18 protein-coding genes and 1 other annotated feature are annotated in these 19,900 nt (G+C 46.3%); of the genes, 15 read left to right on the top strand and 3 right to left on the bottom strand.

The window, feature by feature from the left end; all coding sequences use genetic code 11:
* The first annotated feature begins 14 nt into the window (after positions 1 to 14).
* From AC1VYS_RS20345 to leuS, 7 genes are all read left to right on the top strand, one after another.
* Entirely contained in the window at positions 15 to 605 is a 591-nt protein-coding gene (locus AC1VYS_RS20345) for a nicotinate-nucleotide adenylyltransferase (protein ID WP_482911195.1), read from the top strand.
* Positions 589 to 1,155: a bis(5'-nucleosyl)-tetraphosphatase (symmetrical) YqeK gene (gene yqeK / locus AC1VYS_RS20340; protein ID WP_482911194.1), complete on the top strand. Its 567-nt coding sequence runs from the start codon at positions 589 to 591 to the stop codon at positions 1,153 to 1,155. Before AC1VYS_RS20345 ends, yqeK begins: the two co-directional genes overlap by 17 nt.
* A 17-nt stretch (positions 1,156 to 1,172) precedes the next feature.
* Positions 1,173 to 1,520 (top strand): ribosome silencing factor, encoded by a 348-nt coding sequence (gene rsfS / locus AC1VYS_RS20335; RefSeq protein WP_111272169.1) that lies wholly within the window; start codon positions 1,173 to 1,175, stop codon positions 1,518 to 1,520.
* Positions 1,517 to 2,422, top strand: coding sequence for a CvfB family protein (locus AC1VYS_RS20330; protein WP_482911193.1), 906 nt, complete (start codon positions 1,517 to 1,519; stop codon positions 2,420 to 2,422). Before rsfS ends, AC1VYS_RS20330 begins: the two co-directional genes overlap by 4 nt.
* A gap of 218 nt (positions 2,423 to 2,640) precedes the next feature.
* Positions 2,641 to 3,411: a class I SAM-dependent DNA methyltransferase gene (locus AC1VYS_RS20325; RefSeq protein ID WP_482911192.1), complete on the top strand. Its 771-nt coding sequence runs from the start codon at positions 2,641 to 2,643 to the stop codon at positions 3,409 to 3,411.
* 203 nt (positions 3,412 to 3,614) lie between these two features.
* Positions 3,615 to 4,571 carry a phosphotransferase family protein gene (locus AC1VYS_RS20320; RefSeq protein WP_482911191.1) on the top strand — a complete coding sequence of 319 codons (957 nt, stop codon included), beginning with the start codon at positions 3,615 to 3,617 and terminating at the stop codon, positions 4,569 to 4,571.
* A gap of 112 nt (positions 4,572 to 4,683) precedes the next feature.
* Positions 4,684 to 4,936: a binding site (T-box leader), on the top strand.
* Positions 4,937 to 5,008: 72 nt separating this feature from the next.
* On the top strand, positions 5,009 to 7,453 hold the full coding sequence (gene leuS, locus AC1VYS_RS20315; protein WP_482911190.1) for a leucine--tRNA ligase: 2,445 nt from the start codon (positions 5,009 to 5,011) through the stop codon (positions 7,451 to 7,453).
* On the opposite strand, the gene comER is transcribed toward leuS, so the two are convergent.
* A complete protein-coding gene (gene comER, locus AC1VYS_RS20310; protein ID WP_482911189.1) occupies positions 7,434 to 8,279 on the bottom strand; it encodes a late competence protein ComER in 846 nt (281 codons plus the stop codon). The two genes, leuS and comER, sit on opposite strands and share 20 nt — an antisense overlap.
* A 184-nt stretch (positions 8,280 to 8,463) precedes the next feature.
* Between comER and AC1VYS_RS20305 the strand changes: the two genes are divergently transcribed.
* The 4 genes from AC1VYS_RS20305 (at position 8,464) to AC1VYS_RS20290 (ending at position 14,213) form a co-directional block, all read left to right on the top strand.
* Positions 8,464 to 9,069 (top strand): ComEA family DNA-binding protein, encoded by a 606-nt coding sequence (locus AC1VYS_RS20305; RefSeq protein WP_482911188.1) that lies wholly within the window; start codon positions 8,464 to 8,466, stop codon positions 9,067 to 9,069.
* 47 nt (positions 9,070 to 9,116) lie between these two features.
* Positions 9,117 to 9,638 carry a deoxycytidylate deaminase gene (locus AC1VYS_RS20300; RefSeq protein ID WP_482911187.1) on the top strand — a complete coding sequence of 174 codons (522 nt, stop codon included), beginning with the start codon at positions 9,117 to 9,119 and terminating at the stop codon, positions 9,636 to 9,638.
* 182 nt (positions 9,639 to 9,820) lie between these two features.
* Positions 9,821 to 12,733, top strand: coding sequence for a ComEC/Rec2 family competence protein (locus AC1VYS_RS20295; protein ID WP_482911186.1), 2,913 nt, complete (start codon positions 9,821 to 9,823; stop codon positions 12,731 to 12,733).
* Positions 12,711 to 14,213: a S8 family serine peptidase gene (locus AC1VYS_RS20290; RefSeq protein WP_482911185.1), complete on the top strand. Its 1,503-nt coding sequence runs from the start codon at positions 12,711 to 12,713 to the stop codon at positions 14,211 to 14,213. The genes AC1VYS_RS20295 and AC1VYS_RS20290 overlap by 23 nt, the downstream gene beginning before the upstream one ends.
* A 205-nt stretch (positions 14,214 to 14,418) precedes the next feature.
* Here AC1VYS_RS20290 and AC1VYS_RS20285 read toward each other — a convergent pair whose 3' ends face one another.
* Entirely contained in the window at positions 14,419 to 14,721 is a 303-nt protein-coding gene (locus AC1VYS_RS20285) for a hypothetical protein (protein ID WP_441929377.1), read from the bottom strand.
* A 349-nt stretch (positions 14,722 to 15,070) separates the two neighbouring features.
* Here AC1VYS_RS20285 and AC1VYS_RS20280 point away from each other — a divergent pair, with 349 nt between their 5' ends.
* From AC1VYS_RS20280 to holA, 3 genes are all read left to right on the top strand, one after another.
* Positions 15,071 to 15,619, top strand: coding sequence for an RNA polymerase sigma factor (locus tag AC1VYS_RS20280; RefSeq protein ID WP_154983218.1), 549 nt, complete (start codon positions 15,071 to 15,073; stop codon positions 15,617 to 15,619).
* The gene (locus tag AC1VYS_RS20275) at positions 15,616 to 16,908 is read left to right on the top strand and encodes an anti-sigma factor family protein (RefSeq protein ID WP_482911184.1); all 1,293 of its coding nucleotides are present in this window, start codon (positions 15,616 to 15,618) and stop codon (positions 16,906 to 16,908) included. Before AC1VYS_RS20280 ends, AC1VYS_RS20275 begins: the two co-directional genes overlap by 4 nt.
* Before the next feature lie 258 nt (positions 16,909 to 17,166).
* Positions 17,167 to 18,183, top strand: a complete 1,017-nt coding sequence (holA, locus tag AC1VYS_RS20270) for a DNA polymerase III subunit delta (protein WP_482911183.1) — start codon at positions 17,167 to 17,169, stop codon at positions 18,181 to 18,183.
* A gap of 213 nt (positions 18,184 to 18,396) precedes the next feature.
* On the opposite strand, the gene rpsT is transcribed toward holA, so the two are convergent.
* A complete protein-coding gene (rpsT, locus tag AC1VYS_RS20265; RefSeq protein WP_090914815.1) occupies positions 18,397 to 18,669 on the bottom strand; it encodes a 30S ribosomal protein S20 in 273 nt (90 codons plus the stop codon).
* Between the two features lie 176 nt (positions 18,670 to 18,845).
* Between rpsT and gpr the strand changes: the two genes are divergently transcribed.
* Positions 18,846 to 19,847 (top strand): GPR endopeptidase, encoded by a 1,002-nt coding sequence (gene gpr, locus AC1VYS_RS20260; RefSeq protein ID WP_482911182.1) that lies wholly within the window; start codon positions 18,846 to 18,848, stop codon positions 19,845 to 19,847.
* Positions 19,848 to 19,900: the final 53 nt, after the last annotated feature.

Here is a 19,900-nt window from a genome sequence, read left to right as displayed (position 1 = left end):
GGAGAGTGGTGCGGGTGAAGATCGGCATCATGGGCGGTACGTTTGATCCGATCCACATGGGGCATCTGCTGGCAGCCGAAGCGGCGAGGGATTCGCATGCACTGGATGAAATCTGGTTCATGCCTTCCCATGTCCCGCCTCACAAACCTGGAGCAGGTGCAACAGGACAGCAGCGCCTCGAGATGACGGAAGCGGCTGTGAAGGATGCTCCTCAATATGAGGTTCTGGGCATTGAAATGGAACTTGGCGGCGTATCCTATACCATCGACACGATGCGTGAATTGTGGCGCCGTCACCCTGAACATGAATTTTATTTCATCATTGGGGCGGATATGGTGAATTATCTTCCCAAATGGGAAGAGATTGAAGAACTGGCGTCCAGATTGACCTTTATCGGTGTTGGACGCCCGGGCTTTCAACTACATCTTGATGATCTGCCGGATGCACTACAGAATCGGGTACTGCTTGCTGAAATGCCGCTTGTTGATATTTCTTCTACAGCCATTCGCAGACGTCTTGCGAGTGGACATTCGGTTCGGTTTATGATTCCTGATGCAGTTCATCAATACATTGTAGGGAGCGGTTTATATGGCACTAAGCCGTGAGGAATTAATCGAGGCTGTCTCTGCACAGATGCCCGCCAAACGCTGGAAGCACACGCAGGGTGTCATGGAATCTGCGGTTGCTTTGGCAGAAAAGTACGGTGCTGATCCGAAGAAAGCGGATATTGCGGCAATTTTACATGACGTGGCCAAATATTGGCCAGTAGCCGAGATGGAAGCCGTTATTCGTGATAACGGATTAAATATTGAACTTTTACAGCATGACAAGCAGCTTTGGCATTCGGAAGTGGGTGCCTTTGTAGCTGAACGGGATTATGGTGTGACCGATTCGGAGATTATTCATGCGATTCGGTGGCATACTTCAGGTAGGGTAGGTATGAGTCTACTGGACAAAGTCGTATGCCTTGCCGATTATATCGAGCCTGGGCGTGATTTCCCAGGGGTGGAGTATATTCGTGAGCAGGCTCAGCGGAGTCTGGAGGAAGGATTGATTGCGGGTTTTGATTCGACCATCAGCCTGTTGCTCTCCCAGCGCCGTGTCATCTATCCGCTCACGGTACTCTCACGTAATGATTTAATAGCACAATTATAGATTATGGAGGTTGGTTCATGACAGTATCATCGAAAGAACTTATGAACATGGTGGTTGCTGCCGCTGACGATAAAAAGGCATCGAATATTGTAGCTCTTGACCTGAACAATATCTCACTTGTTGCAGATTATTTTGTAATCTGCCATGGTAACTCGGATACACAGGTGCAAGCGATTGCTACAGAGATTCGCAAACAGGCTCACGCGGCTGGTGCGGTTATTAAAGGTATTGAAGGTATGGATTCCGCACGCTGGGTACTCATGGACCTTGGAGATGTCGTGGTTCACGTATTCCACCGCGATGAGCGCGAGTATTACAATATCGAGCGTCTGTGGTCTGACGCCAAAGTGGTGGAAACGGTATGAGTTTGATTGCAGGAACGGTCGTCTCGCTACCGGTTTCACGTGAAGTGTCTCCTTTTGGCTATTTTTTGACGACAGGATCGGAAGATGTATTACTTCACTATACCGAGTTGACTCGGGATATCAAGATTGGTGAAACGCTAGAGGTATTTGTATTTTTTGATACAGAAGACCGTCTGGCTGTTACGATGAAAAAGCCTTACCTTACGCTGGGTGAAATGGCTAAACTGGTCGTAGCTGATGTGCATCCGCGCCTTGGCTGCTTCCTGGAGATGGGTCTCGGACGCCAGTTGCTGCTTCCAATCCGTGAATTGCCTGAACTCGAAGAACTGCGTCCTCAAGTTGGGGATGAAGTGTTCGTGATGATGGAACATGACAAGCAAGGACGTTTACGCGCCAAATTGGCTGGTGAACGTGAACTTGCACCGCTTGCCTTCCACGCTCCAACTACATGGGTCAATGAGTGGGTTGAAGCACTGGTATACAAGCCACTTCAGATGGGGACGTTTGTACTCGTTGACGGGGGTGTACTCGGTTTTGGAGCGATTGGCATGATTCATTCCTCGGAGCGCAGTCATATGCTGCGTTTGGGTGAAAAGGTGAAATGTCGGGTTACGCTGGTGCGTGAAGACGGGCGTGTAAATCTGGCTATGACGCAGCGTAAAGAAGTTGGACGTAATGAAGATGCAGACAAGCTGCTTGCATTTATGAAAGAGCGTCCTATGGGCGGTATGCCGTATTCGGATGCTACACCGCCAGATATTATCAAACAACGTTTCGGCATCAGTAAATCGGCGTTTAAGCGTGCCCTGGGCAAGCTAATGAAAGATGGACTGGTGGTACAAAAGGAAAACTGGACGTATCTGTCCGAATCGGCGCCTAAACCAGAGCAGGAAGAGAAGTAGACCTGACGATCGATAACAGGGTACATCATTCATTAAAGTTAAATTCATTCATTCTGTACAACGTATAGTATGTTTTTATGAAGAGAAGCGGATGTATGATGCACCGATTTAGGTAAAGCAGGGCCAGACTGGGTGAACACCGGAATGGATGCCCTGCTTTTTCTTTGGATTTGATATCATTCGATAAGGAAAAATGAAATTGAAAGTGCGGTGCCGACATGTCTTACCGGAAATTTGCCTATGTTTACGATGAATTAATGGAAGATATGCCTTATCCGGACTGGATAAGGTTTGCAAGAACAGCCTGGGAACAGCATGGCATGCCTAAAAGTGTCGTTGAGCTTGGCTGTGGAACAGGTTCAATCACGATTCCGCTGGTGAACTCCGGCTTTGAAGTGACAGGTATTGATCTCTCCTCAGATATGCTGTCTGTTGCACGTAGCAAAATGGAAGCCACATCTCAGGGACATCGTTTGTACCGGGAAGGCAGTGTGCGCTGGGTGCAGCAGGATATGCGGGAATGGAGAGTGCCGGAACCGGTAGACTCGGTCATTTCGTTCTGTGATTGTGTGAACTATTTGCTGGAATCGGATGATGTGGTTCGTACATTTGAGCGTACGTATGAGATGTTGAAGCCGGGCGGTACGTTTCTGTTTGACGTACATCATCCGAATACACTGATTCGGTATGATGAGGAACAGCCTTTTGTGTTGGATGAGCGCTTTGTCTCGTATATTTGGACGTGTGATTTCGACCAGGAACGTTGTGAAATTGAACATCATTTGAGCATTTTCTCTCGCATGGATGGGGGAAGCAAGGATACCTATCAGCGATTTGAGGAAGTTCATGTGCAGCGTGCTTATGATCCGGACTGGATGAAGCTGGAGTTAAGCAAAGCAGGCTTTCGAGACGTGAAGGTGTATGCTGACTTTGAGTGGAAAGAAGCTGGGGAAAGCGCACAGCGGTTGTTCTACGTAGCCGTGAAATAGTATTCACTTATCATTAACAGGTTTGATTTATATTTATGATGATGAACTGTCCTTCTGCAGCATGCGAGTATGTTGCTAGGGGCAGTTTTTTTGAACAGATATGATATAAGGTATTGCTGCTTGAAGCAAAGCAAGCCATAATAAATAGGTATAGAAAGCGTTTTCTAAAGTGGATTTAATCTCACAATGGGAGGGGTACAGATATGGAAAGTACATATAAAACAAGATTGTCCAAAGAGCAGTTGGAGCAGATTATGAAGCATCATCTCGCTGTATCGATTCAAGATCATGAGGAAATGATTGAAGGCTGGGCAAACCAAGCTTATAAAATCACACTTGATGACGGACGGAAAGTTGTTCTTAAAATAGCACCTTTGGCTGCGACTAATCTGATGCGCTGTGAACAGAATTTAATGACGGCAGAAGTTGAGGCACTCCGGCTTGTTGCCGAACTGCAAGATGTCCCTGTACCCCAGGTGCTCGTTTATGATTCCTCGCTCCAGTTCGCACCGGCGCAATTTTTCATTATGGAATACATGTCAGGGAAACCATACAATCAGACCAAAACGCACTTTACTGCCGAGCAGCAGGAAGAGGTAGAACAGCAGTTAGGTCGTTACAATAAGCGAATCAACGAGATTCAGGGTGAACGGTTTGGTTATTTTTCCGGGAAAGACAGACAACGTGCCACATGGAGAGAAGCTTTCTTGATGTTAATGGAGGATATGCTCATGGATGGGCAAGAGGCGGAGGTTGACGTCGGGATTGATTACAACGAGCTAAGACGTCTGATCGAGGAGAGAGCGGATGCACTGGATGAGGTAACCGAAGCTGTTCTGATCAGCTGGGATTTATGGGATGGCAATGTGCTGGTGCAGGATACGCAGATTACGGGCATTATTGATTTTGAACGCTCGTTGTGGGCTGATCCGCTCATGGAGCATTATTTCAGTCATTTTAACTATACTCCAGGATTCCTCAAAGGATATGGACGTGAGATTACAACGGAAAATGAGCGAAAGCGCAGACGTTTGTATGATTTGTATTTTGATCTTGCGCTCCGGATTGAATGTGACTACCGTCATTATGATAACAAGGAGCATGTCGACGGGACAATCCAGAATCTGCAGGAGGGGATAGAACGTTTTCGGAAAAGCTAATCCGTAAACTGTTGCATGTGGTATGCAACAGTTTGTCATGTAAAAAGATGAAAGTGACGCGTCATATTGACTTTGAGCTTGCATTTTTATATAATGCTTCCTATATTGTATACATATTTCGATGATAAGGATCAGTAGTAAATGCTGTACATGACAGAGAGTCGGCGGTTGGTGCAAGCCGATTGACAGTATTTTGCGAACTCGCCTTGGAGAAATGCGGTGATTACAAAGTTCTATGCCTTGTGTGCAGAACTGGAAATCCGCATCGGTTAACCGCCGTTACAGGTCTAAAGGGAGTGGATGACGAAGCACGTTCATCCGCTAACTAGGGTGGTACCACGGGAATTCAACCTCTCGTCCCTAGCGCTGCAAACGCTACGGGATGCTGAGGTTTTTTTGTTGCTATAAATTGCTTATAACCTGAAGGAGGAATATAGATGAGTGAGAATCATCAGCCGAAGCACGGCTATCAGCCGCAAGTGATGGAGAAAAGTTGGCAGCAATACTGGGATGATAACAAAACGTTTAAAACAGGTGAGGACCCGTCCAAGCCGAAGTTTTATGCACTGGATATGTTCCCATATCCGTCCGGTTCCGGACTGCACGTAGGTCACCCGGAAGGATACACTGCAACGGATATCGTATCCCGTTACAAACGGATGCGTGGATATAATGTACTGCATCCGATGGGGTGGGATGCTTTCGGTCTGCCTGCGGAACAGCATGCACTGGATACGGGAGAGCACCCGCGTCACATCACATTCCGTAACATTGACAACTTCCGTCGTCAGATCAAGTCACTCGGATTCTCGTATGACTGGGATCGTGAGATCAGTACGACAGATCCTGAGTACTACAAATGGACACAGTGGATCTTTATTCAGCTGTACAATAAAGGTTTGGCCTATGTCGATGAAGTGCCGGTGAACTGGTGTGAAGCATTGGGCACAGTTCTGGCGAACGAAGAGGTTATTGACGGTAAGAGTGAACGTGGCGGACATCCGGTTGTACGTAAACCGATGCGTCAATGGGTACTGAAAATTACGGAATATGCGGAGCGTTTGCTGGAAGATCTGGAAGAGCTGGACTGGTCGGAAAGCATCAAGGATATGCAGCGTAACTGGATCGGCAAATCGACCGGAGCTGAAGTGGTTTTTGCCATCGAAGGCCGTGAAGAAGTGATTAAAGTATTTACAACCCGTGCAGACACATTGTTTGGTGCAAGCTTTGCCGTTCTGGCTCCAGAGCATGAATTGGTTGATGCGATTACGTCCGAAGAACAAAGCGAGGCAGTGAAAGCTTATCAGGAGCAGGCTGCGCGTAAGAGTGATCTGGAACGTACGGACTTGGCCAAAGATAAAACAGGTGTGTTCACAGGTGCGTACGCGATCAATCCGGTAAACGGGGCGAAGCTGCCGATCTGGATTGCGGATTATGTACTTGCTGGCTATGGTACGGGAGCTGTTATGGCTGTTCCGGGCCACGATGCGCGTGACTGGGAATTTGCGAAGCAGTTTGACCTGAATATCATTGAAGTTATCGAAGGCGGAGATGTTACAAAAGAGGCATATACAGGTGACGGCGGCCATGTGAACTCCGATTTCCTGAACGGGTTGAACAATGAAGAAGCTGGAGCGAAAATGATTGCTTGGCTCGAAGAGAACGGCAAAGGACAAGGGAAAACAACCTACCGTCTACGCGACTGGCTATTCAGCCGTCAACGGTATTGGGGAGAGCCGATTCCGATTCTGCATCTGGAAGACGGAACGATGAAGACAGTGCCAGAAGATCAATTGCCGCTGCTGCTGCCTGATATTGATCAGATCAAACCTTCAGGCACAGGTGAATCCCCACTGGCTAACGTGACCGATTGGGTAAATACAGTTGATCCGGAAACGGGCATGAAGGCTCGCCGCGAAACTAACACGATGCCACAATGGGCGGGAAGCTGCTGGTACTACCTGCGGTTTATTGATCCGCACAATGACAAGGAACTGATCTCACAGGAGAAACAGCAGCAATGGCTGCCAGTTGACCTGTACATTGGTGGAGCAGAACACGCAGTACTTCACTTGCTGTATGCTCGTTTCTGGCACAAGGTGCTGTATGATCTGGGTGTCGTACACACGAAAGAGCCGTTCTATAAACTTGTTAACCAAGGTATGATCCTGGGTACTAACAACGAAAAAATGAGTAAATCTCGCGGTAATGTCATTAACCCGGATGAGATTGTAAATGAATTTGGTGCAGATACACTGCGTCTTTATGAGATGTTTATGGGGCCGCTGGAAGCGACCAAACCTTGGAACGCAAACGGGGTAGAGGGAATGTATCGTTTCCTGTCCCGTGTATGGCGTCTGTTCATCAACGAAGACACAGGTGCGATCAATGAGAAAATTACGGCTGACGGCGGAACGGATGAGTTCAAACGGACAGCACACAAAACGATTAAAAAAGTAACGGATGATCTGGAGCATCTGCGCTTCAACACGGCGATCAGCCAATTGATGATCTTCATCAACGACGCGTACAAAGCAGAGACGCTGCCTCGCGAAGCGATGGAGAACTTCGTTCAATTGCTGTCACCTCTGGCGCCGCATATGGCAGAGGAACTGTGGAGTCGCCTTGGACATGAAGGTGGAATTTCTTACGTGGCTTGGCCTGAATACGATGAAACCATGACTGTGGATGCAGAAGTGGAAATCGTGGTTCAAGTGAATGGCAAAATTGTAACTCGTGCGACTATCGCGAAGGATCTGGATTCACAGGCAATGCAGGATTATACGATGGAACTTGCACCTGTGAAACAGGCGCTGGAAGGCAAGACTATTCGCAAAGTCATTGCCGTTCCAGGCAAACTGGTTAATATTGTTGCCGGTTAATTTCACTGGTACGAAACACCTCATCCAGTTTGACTAAATCTTCATCATATTTCTCATGTGTCGTGTGGATCAGGCTGTCAAATACGCCATCCAGATTATTTCTGAGCAGTGCAAGTGCCTGTGCGGTTATTCCGCCAGGTACGGCAACACGAGCCTGGAGTTCTTGCGGAGTATAACCTCCTTCGGTGAGCAGCTTGCCTGTTCCTAGTAGCATCTCACCGGCAAGAGCACAGGCATCAGCGCGTTTGATCCCTGTCAATCGCACAGCACTTTCAATCCATTGCTCCAAAAAGAAGGATATGAACGCAGGTCCGCAACTGGAGAAGTCGGATGTGATTCGGGTGCAGGCCTCATCTACTTGGTAGGGTTTGCCGATATGACTCATCAGGCCTTCCAGCACATTGCGGTCTTCGGCAGTCATTCGTTCGCCATGGATGAACAGGGTTGCTCCGCTGCCGACCTGGTGTGTAACACTGGGGATAACTTTGGAGACTTTGCAAGGAAGTGAAGATTCCAGATGGCGTAGCTGCACGGGGCTAGTGATCGACACAATTATGTGATTGGAATTCACAACTGGCAAGATGTCATCGATGACATGTCTGAATTCCAGCGGCTTCACACACAGGAAGATGATATTGCTGCGAATCACCGTTTCCCGATTGCTCTGTGATTCATGCAGCCCAGGGTAACGGAGGGAAAGCTGACGTACTTTCGAAGGGGTTCGATTGCTTGCAGCAATCTGACGGGGTTCGAGTGCACCGGATTGGATCAGGGCATAGATCAACAAGCTGCCCATGCTGCCGGTTCCGATAAATCCAACCTTCATTGGTTCAGGCCTCCTTTCATGCTTTACGGTAATGGCGCAGTATCTTCCCTCCATTGTATGCATGAGACGCTGGTCCACATGACATGAAAATATGTAACTGATATAAGCTAAAGAATTAACGGTTCGGAAGCACCGCCCGTGTTCGAAATGATCTCTATTTTGAATATGAGGGAGCGTGCGGAAGATGAGATGGAACAAAGCGATGTCCATTGCTGCAGCAGTGGTTGGAAGTATACTGATATTATGGTCGGGTAAAAGTGAACAGCCGCCTAGTGGCTGGGAACCGATGCTGCTCGGCGCCAAGCAGCCGACAAGTGAGCAGAGTCCCTCTGTTATACAGTCGGCTGCTTTGGTTACCGAGAATGTAGCTGATGCTGCGCCTAAAGGTGGGGTGAGCGAGAGGAAATTGGACGACGCAGCTCCAGCACAGGAGTCGAAGGTTCGGGAGCCTAATGTTGCTCCTACTGTGTCAAGCAATCAAGGCAATCCGCCGGCTCAGCCAGAGGCCCAATTAAATGAAAGCCGTTTATCTGTATCTGAAGCAGGAGCAACATCTAAACCTGCTGACGAAACAACCAATGAGACGGCAGATCACGGCAAGATCGATGTGAATACGGCACCTGTCACTAAACTCACGGAGCTTCCGGGGATTGGACAGAAGAAAGCTCAGGCCATTGTAGATTATCGCAATGCGCATGGTCCTTTTGCCAAAGTTAGCGATCTTACCAAGGTGAAGGGCATAGGTATGAAGATGCTGGAGAAGATGGCTCCCTATGTACAGATTCGGTAAAAGTTCAGCATAATAGTAATAGGTTCAAGGCGAGAGGAGAAAACTGCATGAGTGCAACAGAGCTTCGCAAGGACTGGGATACGTATTTTATGGACATTGCTTATATGGTATCGACACGTTCCCGTTGTCCTCGCCGGCATGTAGGGGCTGTGCTGGTTCAAGGAAAAAAACTGCTGGGTACTGCCTATAATGGTGCACCGATGGGGGTAGCAGATTGTTCCGAGGCTGGCTGCATGATATCGGAAGAATATGAACTTGTAGTCACGGACGGGCAGGAAGAAATGGTTAAAAAGCAACGCTGTATTCGTACCATCCATGCGGAGCAGAATTTGCTTTTATTCACGGATCGGATTGACCGCGAAGGTTCCTCTGTATATGTAACCGATGAGCCTTGCTGGACATGTGCCAACATGCTGGCGAACAGTGGTGTTACAGAGATTGTATTTCATCGCTCATATCCCAAAGATACGAGTAAAGTAAAAAATATGATGCATCAGAAAGGCATTTCGTTCCGAAGACTGGACAATTACCAGCCTCCACGGGAGACGATGATGACCGTAAGCAACTAACGAGCACTCCTAAGGTCAGGTTAGAGCATGTCAAGACGCATTAGAGCAGGTTAAAACAGGGATATGTTTTATAAGATGAGTTTCATAATTACGAGGAAGAACCTCCGGCTAGCCTGAATGGGCTTCGGGGGTTTTTTGTGTATTTATTTGCCTTGGCGATGAGAAGAAGGGAGAGGGACGGAATGAAAGGCAGACCATTACTTCGCTTTGCGATCTTCTGGCTGTGCGGAAGCGGCATGGCATGTGTGCTGACAGGATGGGCGCTAATTTGGGGAGTGGTGGGGGGGATGGCATGTCTTCCCCTCTTGCTGTATTTTATGAATATCCGTGGGTGGTCCATTCTTCTTTTAATCATCGCTTTTGCAGGTGGTATTATCCAATGGGAATGGAATGACTCTCGGAATTATAGTATATTGCCAGAATATTTACATTGTTTTACTGAAGTAATCGACGGGGCTCAGGCTAAAATGGAAGGGGAACTTGTATCTGATGTAAAGGTAGATGGGGATCGGGCTAGTTTTGAGATGCAAATTTCATCTCTGAGGCTACATGAAGGAACAGAGCAGGAAGCAGAGAATAAAGGTTCTTCGCCAGATAATCTGCCGCAATCTCCAAAGTCACAAGAGTCCTCGGACAAAATAAATGAACGAGTCATCGTGCAAGTTCGTTTAATGGAAAAGCAGGAACAAGAGACAGCAGCTTCTTGGAAGCGAGGAGACAAGCTGACGCTGTCCGGTTCTTTGGCTCTTCCAGGTGAAGCCAGAAATTTTGGGGGATTTGATTATCGCAGCTATCTAAGGACGCAGTATATTCATTGGATGGTCAAGGTGAAGGGAGCCAGTTCGGTCACTACTGTGTCTCCAGAAGGACTGGCGAAAATAAATATACTGCGTTGGACAGATTCAGCAAGGCAATTGCTCGGTTCAGCAGTAGATCGTTTGTTTCCTGAGCCACATGCCGGTTACATGAAAGGGCTGATCATCGGCATGGCGAAGGATGTTGATCCGAATACGTATGGTCAATTCTCTCAACTCGGACTCACCCATATCCTTGCCATCTCCGGTACACATGTTGCGGTGTATGTTGCTTCATTACTTATGCTCTTATCATGGCTGAGATTAACCAGAGAGACAGCTTTAACGATAGTGCTGATTCTCGTGCCAGCGTATGTATTGCTTTCGGGTGGGTCTCCATCTGTCATTCGGGCAGGCATCATGTCGATGATTGGTCTGTATATGGCGAAGCGCGGATTTGCCAGAGATGGAATTCAGATTATCAGTGCAGCGGCTTTGCTAATGCTTTGGTGGAATCCCTACTTTTTATTAAATGTCAGTTTTCAACTCTCTTTTCTAGTGACTGCCGGGCTGATGATTTATATGCCGCTTATTAACAGCTTGTTCAGCAAATGGCCCAAATCACTGGCGGCGACAGCTTCGGTTACGGTAACAGCGCAGCTGATTTCTTTTCCGGTGACGATTCTGTATTTCAACCAGTTTTCGTTGCTGTCCTTTGCAGCTAACTTTTTACTAGTGTCTTTGATTAGTGCTGTAGTGCTGCCTTTAGGGGCAGTTGCCATGATTTTTTCTTTTGTGTGGTTTCCGGTTGCGAAACTTCTGGCATGGATTGCGATTCAGCTGAATAAACTCACCTTTCTTAGTGTGGAGTGGATGAACAGTTTTTCTGGTTTTGTCATGATCTGGCCGACACCTTCGTTGTTGTGGATCGCAGCCTATTATGTAATTTTGTATGTGTTGCTTTATTTGCTTCATCAGAGGAACGCTACTCATAAGCATCATATCCATGCTGGAGAAGAGGATACAGCTCCGCTGGGTATGGGTATGCATAGACGAATCGCTGCTCAAGCGGCAGAATCGGGTCAAGGTTCACTCACTGCTCTCGGTGCCAGCATTGCTTGGCCTGAATATACGAGTGCTTTTACATCGAAGGGTGCAGGCTTCTATAGCGAAGTGCATATGAGCAGAGTTAAGCAATGGTTATGTGGTGTGCTTGCGATCAGTTTAGCGGTTGGATTATGGTGGGCATATCAGACGCCGCGGCCAGTGGGGACAGGTGTGGTGCAATTTTTGGACATTGGTCAAGGCGACAGTACTCTGATCACTACCCCAGATGGTAAACATATCCTTATAGATGGTGGTGGTACGGTTAATTTTGGAGGCAGCGAACATTCGTGGAAAACGAGGCGTGATCCGTATGAAGTAGGGGCTAAGGTCGTTGTTCCATTATTGAAAAAGAGAGGCATTCATCAACTCGATGCGGTTATTGTCACACATGCCGATCAGGATCATGCCGGAGGGCTACAGGCTGTACTCGAACAGATTCCAGTGAAAAGCTTGATGTTTAATGGAACGTCGAGTGGAAAAGAGAAGTTCGATCATCTGCTGAATACAGCCGTGCAACGCCAAATCCCGCTATTCGTTATACATCAAGGCATGACCTATAGGCCAGATCAGGAGACGGTTTTATATTTTATCTCACCGGAGCGGAGTGACTTGGGTGATCCATCAGAAGACGTGCCTGTTCTTGAGAATCAGAATGGTGAGTCAGTTGTTTTTTTACTAGAGATGGCGGGAACGTCTATGTTATTCACCGGAGATATGGAAGCAGCAACGGAACAGAACCTGCTGTATGATATTCAGGACGGTTCGCTTGCAAACTCATTTCAACAAGAAATTCAAGATTCGGCAGAGGCAGCAGTTCCAAATAACAAAATGGGTGCACGTGTTGTACCTGAATGGATGGATGGAGGAGCTGGCTTAGGTACAAATGATATTTCATCCTCAGTGGTTTCCGTATCGCGAGCATCAATAGATGTTCTTAAGGTAGCTCACCATGGTAGCAAAACATCCTCTACAGAAGCATGGCTTCAATATTGGAATGCCAAAGTGGCATTAATCTCTGCGGGGGTAAACAACACCTATGGTCATCCGAATCCGGGAGTGATGAAACGTCTGGAAGCGATGGGTTCCGAAATTTATCGAACGGACCAGATGGGAGAAGTACAGATGAGGGTGAAAGATGGGGAGATCGAAGTGCGGTATAAGCTGATACAGAATGAAAATGAAAGGGACGATTAGGATGACTATTGAAAATAAAATTCCTGATCCAACGTGGGCCAGACTGGGTTTTCCTGAACCTCCGGAATTTCAAACTTCGGGTCAACATGTCGGTGTAATTATTGTGGATCAAATAAGGCCACACCCAGCTATTCGTCATTTAGGTGATCGGCTCAAGTATATTACTGTGAATCATGATTTGTCTGTGCAATGCAACGATGATATTGCTGTGCAATCTGGCAACAGCTCTTTTTCGGATGGGGAAGATGCGGAGCTTGGAGTACATGGTTTAAAAACTCTACTGGCGTTATCCCATGAGCCATTTGATGTAAATGGAGAAATACATATAGGAATATCTCCCGCTGCTCATTTTATTGTGCTTGACCATGGTGCGTTTATGGAAGGGGAAGGTGAGCGTTTAAAAGCAGGGGTGGATTGGATATTGGAGCAGCAAGGCTGGAATATCAGAATTATTTTGTGCACAGGCTGGCATGCTTCGGATAACCTGGTTCTTTTGAAAAGAAGTCATGAGTATTCCACCGTGCAAGCATTACAATCTGCAGTCAAGCAAGGAGTCCTTGTGGTTTGTTCAAACGGAAACACACGTTTAGGAAATATTATGCCTCCAATTGACTATTTCACAGTGGGGGGGTATCACGACCGTGGGACCAAGAATCGTTATATGCATATCCCCTATCCAGATGAACCCTTTGGCAGGAATGGAGATGGACACTTCAGACCAGATATTTTAGCACCGCGGCTTCATTTGACTGTGCCTTTTTGTGAATCAACAATAACTGTGGGAGAGGTTTCGTATTACGGGGGGACTTCCGGTGCAGCAACGCTCATAGCAGGTGTTGCAGCCTATTTATTTTCGAAGTATTTCGAACTAGATGAAGTTGAGTTACGAAGTGTTTTAGTAAGAAATGCAGATCTGATTGAGGATTATGAGAACAGTGCACCAAGAATAAATGTAGGTAGGGTTATACATGCCCTGGATTCAAGTTTGCAAACGAAGGGGAGAAATTATCATGCATCCCGAATAAAATCAGATCCTCTCAAGTCGGCTATTATAACTATGAATGAAATCGAAAGAGGAGTAGAATTCTCTCGTTCTATCCAGCAAGCAGAATTAAGTAGAATGGAACTATGGGCACATTCCACAGACCCATGCTCTATCATTAGGAAAATAGCAGTTCATGCTCTGGGAAAGCCGAAAGATGCGGAGGAAAGGAGCATGTTTTGGGAACTGCTGAGTAAAGAGCAAGAAGGAGGGGTACGTGGTTGGTATGCTTATGGATTGTTACAAGATAGTGACGAATTGGAAGTTCTCTTTTGGATACCTTATGCTATCGATAGCAACTGGGCAGTACGATGGTGTGTGAGCGAATATCTCAACAAGTACGAACGGCGATTCCCACAGCTGGAAAAGACGGATGTTCCCGAACAGATACAGGAAAAGGCAGAACATATACTACAATGGCTGTCTCTTCGACAATGATGCTCTACAACCTAATGCTTATTGGAATTAATAAGTTCCTAAATGTGAATATATTGATAATGCATAAAACTTAGAGAGAAATTGGCCATTATTTTAGTTGTAAGAAAAAAAGCCCCTCGCCACTATTCTCTTCTAAAGAAGAATAATGGTAAGGAGCCCCTTTTTCATATCTGTTCTGTTGATTGAATATAAATGGTAATATTATTTATTCCACGCCGTCCTTGAAATGTTTATCCCAATGTTTGTCGCCTTTGTGCAAAATATCTTCAACCGTTTTTTCCAGTGTCGCCAGTAACTGTGCTCTGACATCCAGTACTGTTTCTCTGTACAAGCGTTCTTCCGATCCGACGATTTTATCGCCGTACAACGCCTGCGCAGCAACGTATTTCCGGTGTTCCTCAACCAAAGTATCAATGGATTGCAAGGCATGTTCCACAAAGTGGGAGATACTTTGATATTCCTTTGGCATTTGTTCTTTTAATTCTTGAATTCTTGCTAGAGCTGGCATGCTCATCACCTCGTCTTATGAATGTAAATTTACAATACACCATTTTCATGAAAAAAGCATTAAAATAAACTTAAATTTGGACAAATTTCGACTTTTTTTATTTTTAGCCTTCAAAAGTACTTAACCATAATGTATGCCATTGCATTTGTTTTGAGTCGTGTAAGTACTGGAATCCGTTATGACAGACGTTTGGTGACTACGTTTGCATTTTCTGTTATTCTAAGATAAGATTCGGCGGCCCTTATACATACAGCCGTTATTTTGTGATGAAAAATTAAAATATACTTAACTTTGCAACAATTTTATCGATGTTTACGTCAGTAAGGTTGCAGGGAGAGGGGGATCCTTTGTGGTAGAGCCGGAACTCATCAGAGCCGCTCAATCGGGCGATCGCGACGCTCTAATTACCCTATTGCGGGAGATTGAACAGCATGTCTATCGTACCGCATATTACATTCTAAATAATGAACAGGACGCCTTGGATGCTGCGCAGGAAGCGTTGATCCGAATTTACACCAAGATTAACTCTTATGAAGAAAAAGCCCAGTTCAAAACCTGGGTGCAACGCATCGTGACTAATATCTGCATCGACAAGTTCAGAAGAACCAAGCCATCCGTATCTATTGATGAACATGAAATGGTTTTTCAGGATAAGCAGGATGTAGAGTTTGAAGTGATGTCCACTTATGTAGCCAAGGACATACAGGAAGCGATCAACAAGTTGCCAGAGCATCATCGGACCGTCATTGTTCTAAGATATCTGCAAGATTTATCCTATAACGAAATTGCGGATTGTCTCGATCTTCCGCTAAATACGGTGAAGTCTTACTTATTTAGAGCCAGACAACAGTTACAAAATCTACTACAGGAGTATCAGAAAGGTGGTGTGACAGGATGAAATGTGAAGAGGTGGTGGAATGGATGCACCGGTATCTGGATCATGATCTGGGCGAGGCGGAAACGACGCAGATGCTACAGCATGTGGCCAAGTGTCCGGAGTGCGCTGAAAATTTTAGTATGCTCAGAGCTCTTTCCAGAGAACTGGAAGATTTACCGCAAGTGAGCCCTAAGTTCAGTCTGGTTGATGCAATTATGCCTCAACTGGATGCGATCGACGAAGCGCGTAAAGAACAGAGCAGTACCGTGCAAGAGATGAGTCCTGTCCCTGCGGCATTTGAGAATTTGCAGCGTTCAAGTTCAAGTGAGCAGAAAGCGAAGACAAAATGGTTTAATTCGATGGCAGGGCGTATGTCCGTGGGTGCGGCAGCAGCAGCTGTTATATTAGGATTTGCCATCTGGGGGCATCAGCCAGAGCAGATTGAGAATGCCGACTCTGTGATGATAAGATCAGGAGCCTCTCAAGATAGCAATAATGATGAGCAGTCTGCGCTGAGTATGCAAGTGAATAACGATCAAGCGGATTCAGCTAACCGAGCAGAAGGAAGTGCGATTGCACCTGACTCGTCAAACGATCCGGTGACGGAAGGTTCTATGCAACCCAAAGCCGATCAATCTGACGAAAGCAACGGAACCGAACTGAAAACTCCAGATGCTTCTAATAATCAAGAATCAGCTAAACCTTCTACTGAGGGTGCAGGTTCTTCCGATAAAGGCAAACAAGATGCAAATTCAAATCCTTCTTCAGACACGGGCAATAATCAAGAGAAAAGCATGAATCCGAATCAGGGAACGGAGCAAAAAAAGCAGGATGTAGAAGATGGCAATGCTTCCTCTCCAAATGAAAGAAGTGCGCCGGATTCAAACGAAAAGTCAGACGATACATTTACAGCTCAAACGATCATTCCTAACCAGGATGCCCCAGCCCAAGGCAATGAAGCTGATAATTCAGGTACAGGAACAGAATCTGGTGATGCTGCTGGAGCGCACCAGGGACTTGTTGCTCCTGAACAAGGAATTACGGCACCGACAACAACTAAAGAATGGAAGTCACCTGACGGTTCTTATGTTGTGATGCTGATGGGTGACCAGTTGAGCGTTTATGCAAAATCAGCAAATGATCCGGATGTTCTGAATCTAATTGAGCAACGGAATGTGGATGGTGCTCTAAAGTCGGGAAGTTGGTCCAAAGACAGCTTACAGTTTGAATATGAAATGGACAAAGACGGAACGATGACTAAGGACACTTTCAAAGTGAATGCATCATCTAATGTGCCGCCTGCAAAATAGTTCTGGATAAAGAGCTTCATTCTTTGAAATAGAATGAACCTTATGGAATGACAAGCATATACTGGATATAACTAAAGAACATCCTATCTCTGATCCAACATCTGACGTCGTATGACCGCGTGCCGGCTATTTCTAGAATGGCTGTGCCTGCGTTTATATAGATGCAGAACAGGGGGCCTTTATCCATAATCGGATGAAGGTCCCTTTGTTGTCTTGTGTTTTTTCTGGTAGGATAAGAGGGATAAGGAGGCACGGTGAATGGATATAAAAAGCGCAACAAAGGCAATACGCAGCGGAGACACTGCGCCAATTTATGTGCTGTATGGAACGGAGAAATACCAGATACAGCAATTTACGGAACTGTTAAAAACGCATGTCATTGAAGAGGAACACCAGGATTTTGCGGTTATTCCCTACGATCTCTCTGAAACGCCGATTGAAGCTGTTGTTGAAGAAGCAGAAACGGTCCCTTTTCTCGTTCCACGCAAACTGATTATTGTTAGAGACACCAGCTTGTTTACCGCAGGAAAAGAATCCAAAATAGAGCATCAGGTGGATCGCTTGATTACATATATGGATAACCCGGCTGATTACAGCACGATCGTTTTTCTAGCACCAGGAGACAAGCTGGATGAACGGAAGAAACTCGTAAAAGCGGCAAAGAAACAGGCCGTTGTTCTGGCTTTTGCGCCGCTGAGTGGGGAAGAATTGATCCAATGGATTGCCAAGCTTGCGAAACAACGGGAGGTAACCTTTGAACCCGGAGCAGCAGAAACATTGATTAGTTACGCGGGGACTGGGCTGCAAGCCTTATCTGCTGAGGTGGACAAACTTTGTTTGTTTACAGGCCAAGGGGGAACCATTCGGCGTGCAGATATCGAATCACTTGTGGCTCGGAGTACGGAGCAGAACGTATTTGCACTGGTGGAGGAACTGGCCAACTTGAGACTGGAAAAGGCATTGGCTCTTTTCTATGAACTTTTGAAGCAGCGGGAAGAACCAATTAAAATTGCAGCGCTAATTGCCCGTCAATTCCGCATTATGATTCAAGTGAAAGAGCTGGGGCAGCAGAGCTACTCTCAGCAACAGATCGCGAGTCAACTTGGCTTGCATCCCTATGCTGTCAAAATAGCCGGGGAGCAGGCTCGGAAATTCGAAACTGACCGTCTGAGAAAGATACTCAGTCACTTGAGTGAGCTCGATTATCAGATGAAAACAGGAGCTGTGGATAAGGTTCTTGGTCTGGAGTTGTTTTTGTTAAGACTTGGTGCATAACAGAATATTAAGATTCCCAAAAAAAACAAAAAACAAAACAAGAAACAAAAAACAACCTGAATGTTCTCCGTATGTTGATGTCCAACATAAGATCGGAGGTATTCAGGTTGTTTTTTTAAAGTATGTTCTTTTACTTGGCGGAACAGATGCTAAAAAATCCTGAAAGCCCATGCTGTTCAGGATTTTTCCATTGGTTCGTATAAGTAACGCTTCTTACGCTTGTGCGGAAAGAGCGTTCAGTTTTTTCGCCAAGCGAGACTTTTTGCGTGCAGCTGCATTTTTGTGAACCAGACCTTTAGTTACAGCCTTGTCCAGCTTTTTGGAAGCAGCTTGAATCGCAGCTTTAGCAGTTTCAACTTCGTTGCTTACCAGAGCAGCATCAGCAGCTTTAACAGCTGTGCGGAGTGCAGACTTCTGAGAAGCGTTGAGTGCGCGGCGCTTGTCGCTCGTTTTTACGCGTTTAACAGCGGATTTGATGTTTGGCATTACATTCACCTCCTGTAAGGCATTCGCATGAATACAAACGTTTCACAACTTAAAATATTCTATCACGCTAGCATATAAATTGCAACAGATTTTGCATCGTTGTTCGGCATGTTGCATAAAGCCCGCCTTTTTCCCACACAATATGCTCAAATGGAATAAGGGAGGCAGAGACACAGATGACACTGGATTTGCAAAATTATACTGTGCGTACGGATTTGGCCATCGATTCCAAAGAAATGGCCCAAGGTAGTCAAAGGCAGACGATTCCCGGACTGCGTGAAGATGTGGATTCCAAAGACGGCATTACCATCACCCGAATTGATGTATTAAATGATGAAGCAGCGAAAGCCATTGGACGTGTCAAAGGCCATTATGTCACACTCGAGGTGCCATCCCTTCGCAACGGGGATACTGAATTACAGGAACGAGTAGCCGCCGAATTCACACGGGAAATGGAAGCATTTATGACGAAGGCCGGTATTGGCAAAGATTCCAAGGTGCTGATCGTAGGACTCGGTAACCTGAAAGTCACTCCGGATTCTCTCGGTCCATTGGTAGTGGATAATTTGATGGTTACCCGTCAGTATTTTGAATTGGTACCGGATCAGGTTGCGCCAGGGTACCGTGAGGTTAGCGCTATTGCGCCGGGTGTACTGGGTACAACAGGGATCGAATCCAGTGACATTGTGCAGGGCATCGTGGAGCGAACCCGTCCGGATGCGATTATCGCCATCGATGCACTGGCTTCCCGCTCTCTTGAACGCGTGAATACAACGATTCAGGTAGCTGATATTGGTATCCATCCAGGTTCAGGCATCGGTAACAAACGACGTGGGATAACGAAGGAGATTCTGGGTGTTCCCTGTATTGCCATTGGTGTGCCGACGGTATGTTATGCTTCGACCATTGTGAACAACGTCATCGAAATGATGCGTTCCCACTTTCGTCAGGAAACAGATCAGACCAAGCAAATCATGGGCATGCTTGATGACATCGGTGAATCGGATCGTTTGAGTCTGGTAAAAGAAGTGCTTGAACCGCTAGGACATGACCTGATCGTCACACCGAAAGAAATAGACGAATTCATTGAAGGCATTGCCAATGTTATTGCAACCGGACTTAATGCAGCACTGCATGAGGCAGTTCATCCTGGCAACGTTGCAGCTTATACCCACTAAGAGAGTACCACCTTATACGGAACGGAGAAGAAGGTCCGAATCTATCGGACTTT

It is taken from the genome of Paenibacillus sp. G34 (genome assembly GCF_056856875.1).
The sequence above is the reverse complement of the archived record's forward strand: the minus strand, read 5'-3'. Positions and strand labels throughout refer to the sequence as shown.

What these genes read in the sequence shown, in the direction of transcription:
- AC1VYS_RS20290 (WP_482911185.1), top strand. Translation starts at nt 12,711, where the DNA reads ATGAAAATGAAAGGGACGATTAGGATGACTATTGAAAATAAAATTCCT.
- rsfS (WP_111272169.1), top strand. Translation starts at nt 1,173, where the DNA reads ATGACAGTATCATCGAAAGAACTTATGAACATGGTGGTTGCTGCCGCT.
- AC1VYS_RS20295 (WP_482911186.1), top strand. Translation starts at nt 9,821, where the DNA reads ATGAAAGGCAGACCATTACTTCGCTTTGCGATCTTCTGGCTGTGCGGA.
- holA (WP_482911183.1), top strand. Translation starts at nt 17,167, where the DNA reads ATGGATATAAAAAGCGCAACAAAGGCAATACGCAGCGGAGACACTGCG.
- rpsT (WP_090914815.1), bottom strand. Translation starts at nt 18,669, where the DNA reads ATGCCAAACATCAAATCCGCTGTTAAACGCGTAAAAACGAGCGACAAG.
- AC1VYS_RS20330 (WP_482911193.1), top strand. Translation starts at nt 1,517, where the DNA reads ATGAGTTTGATTGCAGGAACGGTCGTCTCGCTACCGGTTTCACGTGAA.
- AC1VYS_RS20320 (WP_482911191.1), top strand. Translation starts at nt 3,615, where the DNA reads ATGGAAAGTACATATAAAACAAGATTGTCCAAAGAGCAGTTGGAGCAG.
- comER (WP_482911189.1), bottom strand. Translation starts at nt 8,279, where the DNA reads ATGAAGGTTGGATTTATCGGAACCGGCAGCATGGGCAGCTTGTTGATC.
- yqeK (WP_482911194.1), top strand. Translation starts at nt 589, where the DNA reads ATGGCACTAAGCCGTGAGGAATTAATCGAGGCTGTCTCTGCACAGATG.
- leuS (WP_482911190.1), top strand. Translation starts at nt 5,009, where the DNA reads ATGAGTGAGAATCATCAGCCGAAGCACGGCTATCAGCCGCAAGTGATG.
- AC1VYS_RS20300 (WP_482911187.1), top strand. Translation starts at nt 9,117, where the DNA reads ATGAGTGCAACAGAGCTTCGCAAGGACTGGGATACGTATTTTATGGAC.
- AC1VYS_RS20285 (WP_441929377.1), bottom strand. Translation starts at nt 14,721, where the DNA reads ATGCCAGCTCTAGCAAGAATTCAAGAATTAAAAGAACAAATGCCAAAG.
- AC1VYS_RS20325 (WP_482911192.1), top strand. Translation starts at nt 2,641, where the DNA reads ATGTCTTACCGGAAATTTGCCTATGTTTACGATGAATTAATGGAAGAT.
- AC1VYS_RS20305 (WP_482911188.1), top strand. Translation starts at nt 8,464, where the DNA reads ATGAGATGGAACAAAGCGATGTCCATTGCTGCAGCAGTGGTTGGAAGT.
- gpr (WP_482911182.1), top strand. Translation starts at nt 18,846, where the DNA reads ATGACACTGGATTTGCAAAATTATACTGTGCGTACGGATTTGGCCATC.
- AC1VYS_RS20275 (WP_482911184.1), top strand. Translation starts at nt 15,616, where the DNA reads ATGAAATGTGAAGAGGTGGTGGAATGGATGCACCGGTATCTGGATCAT.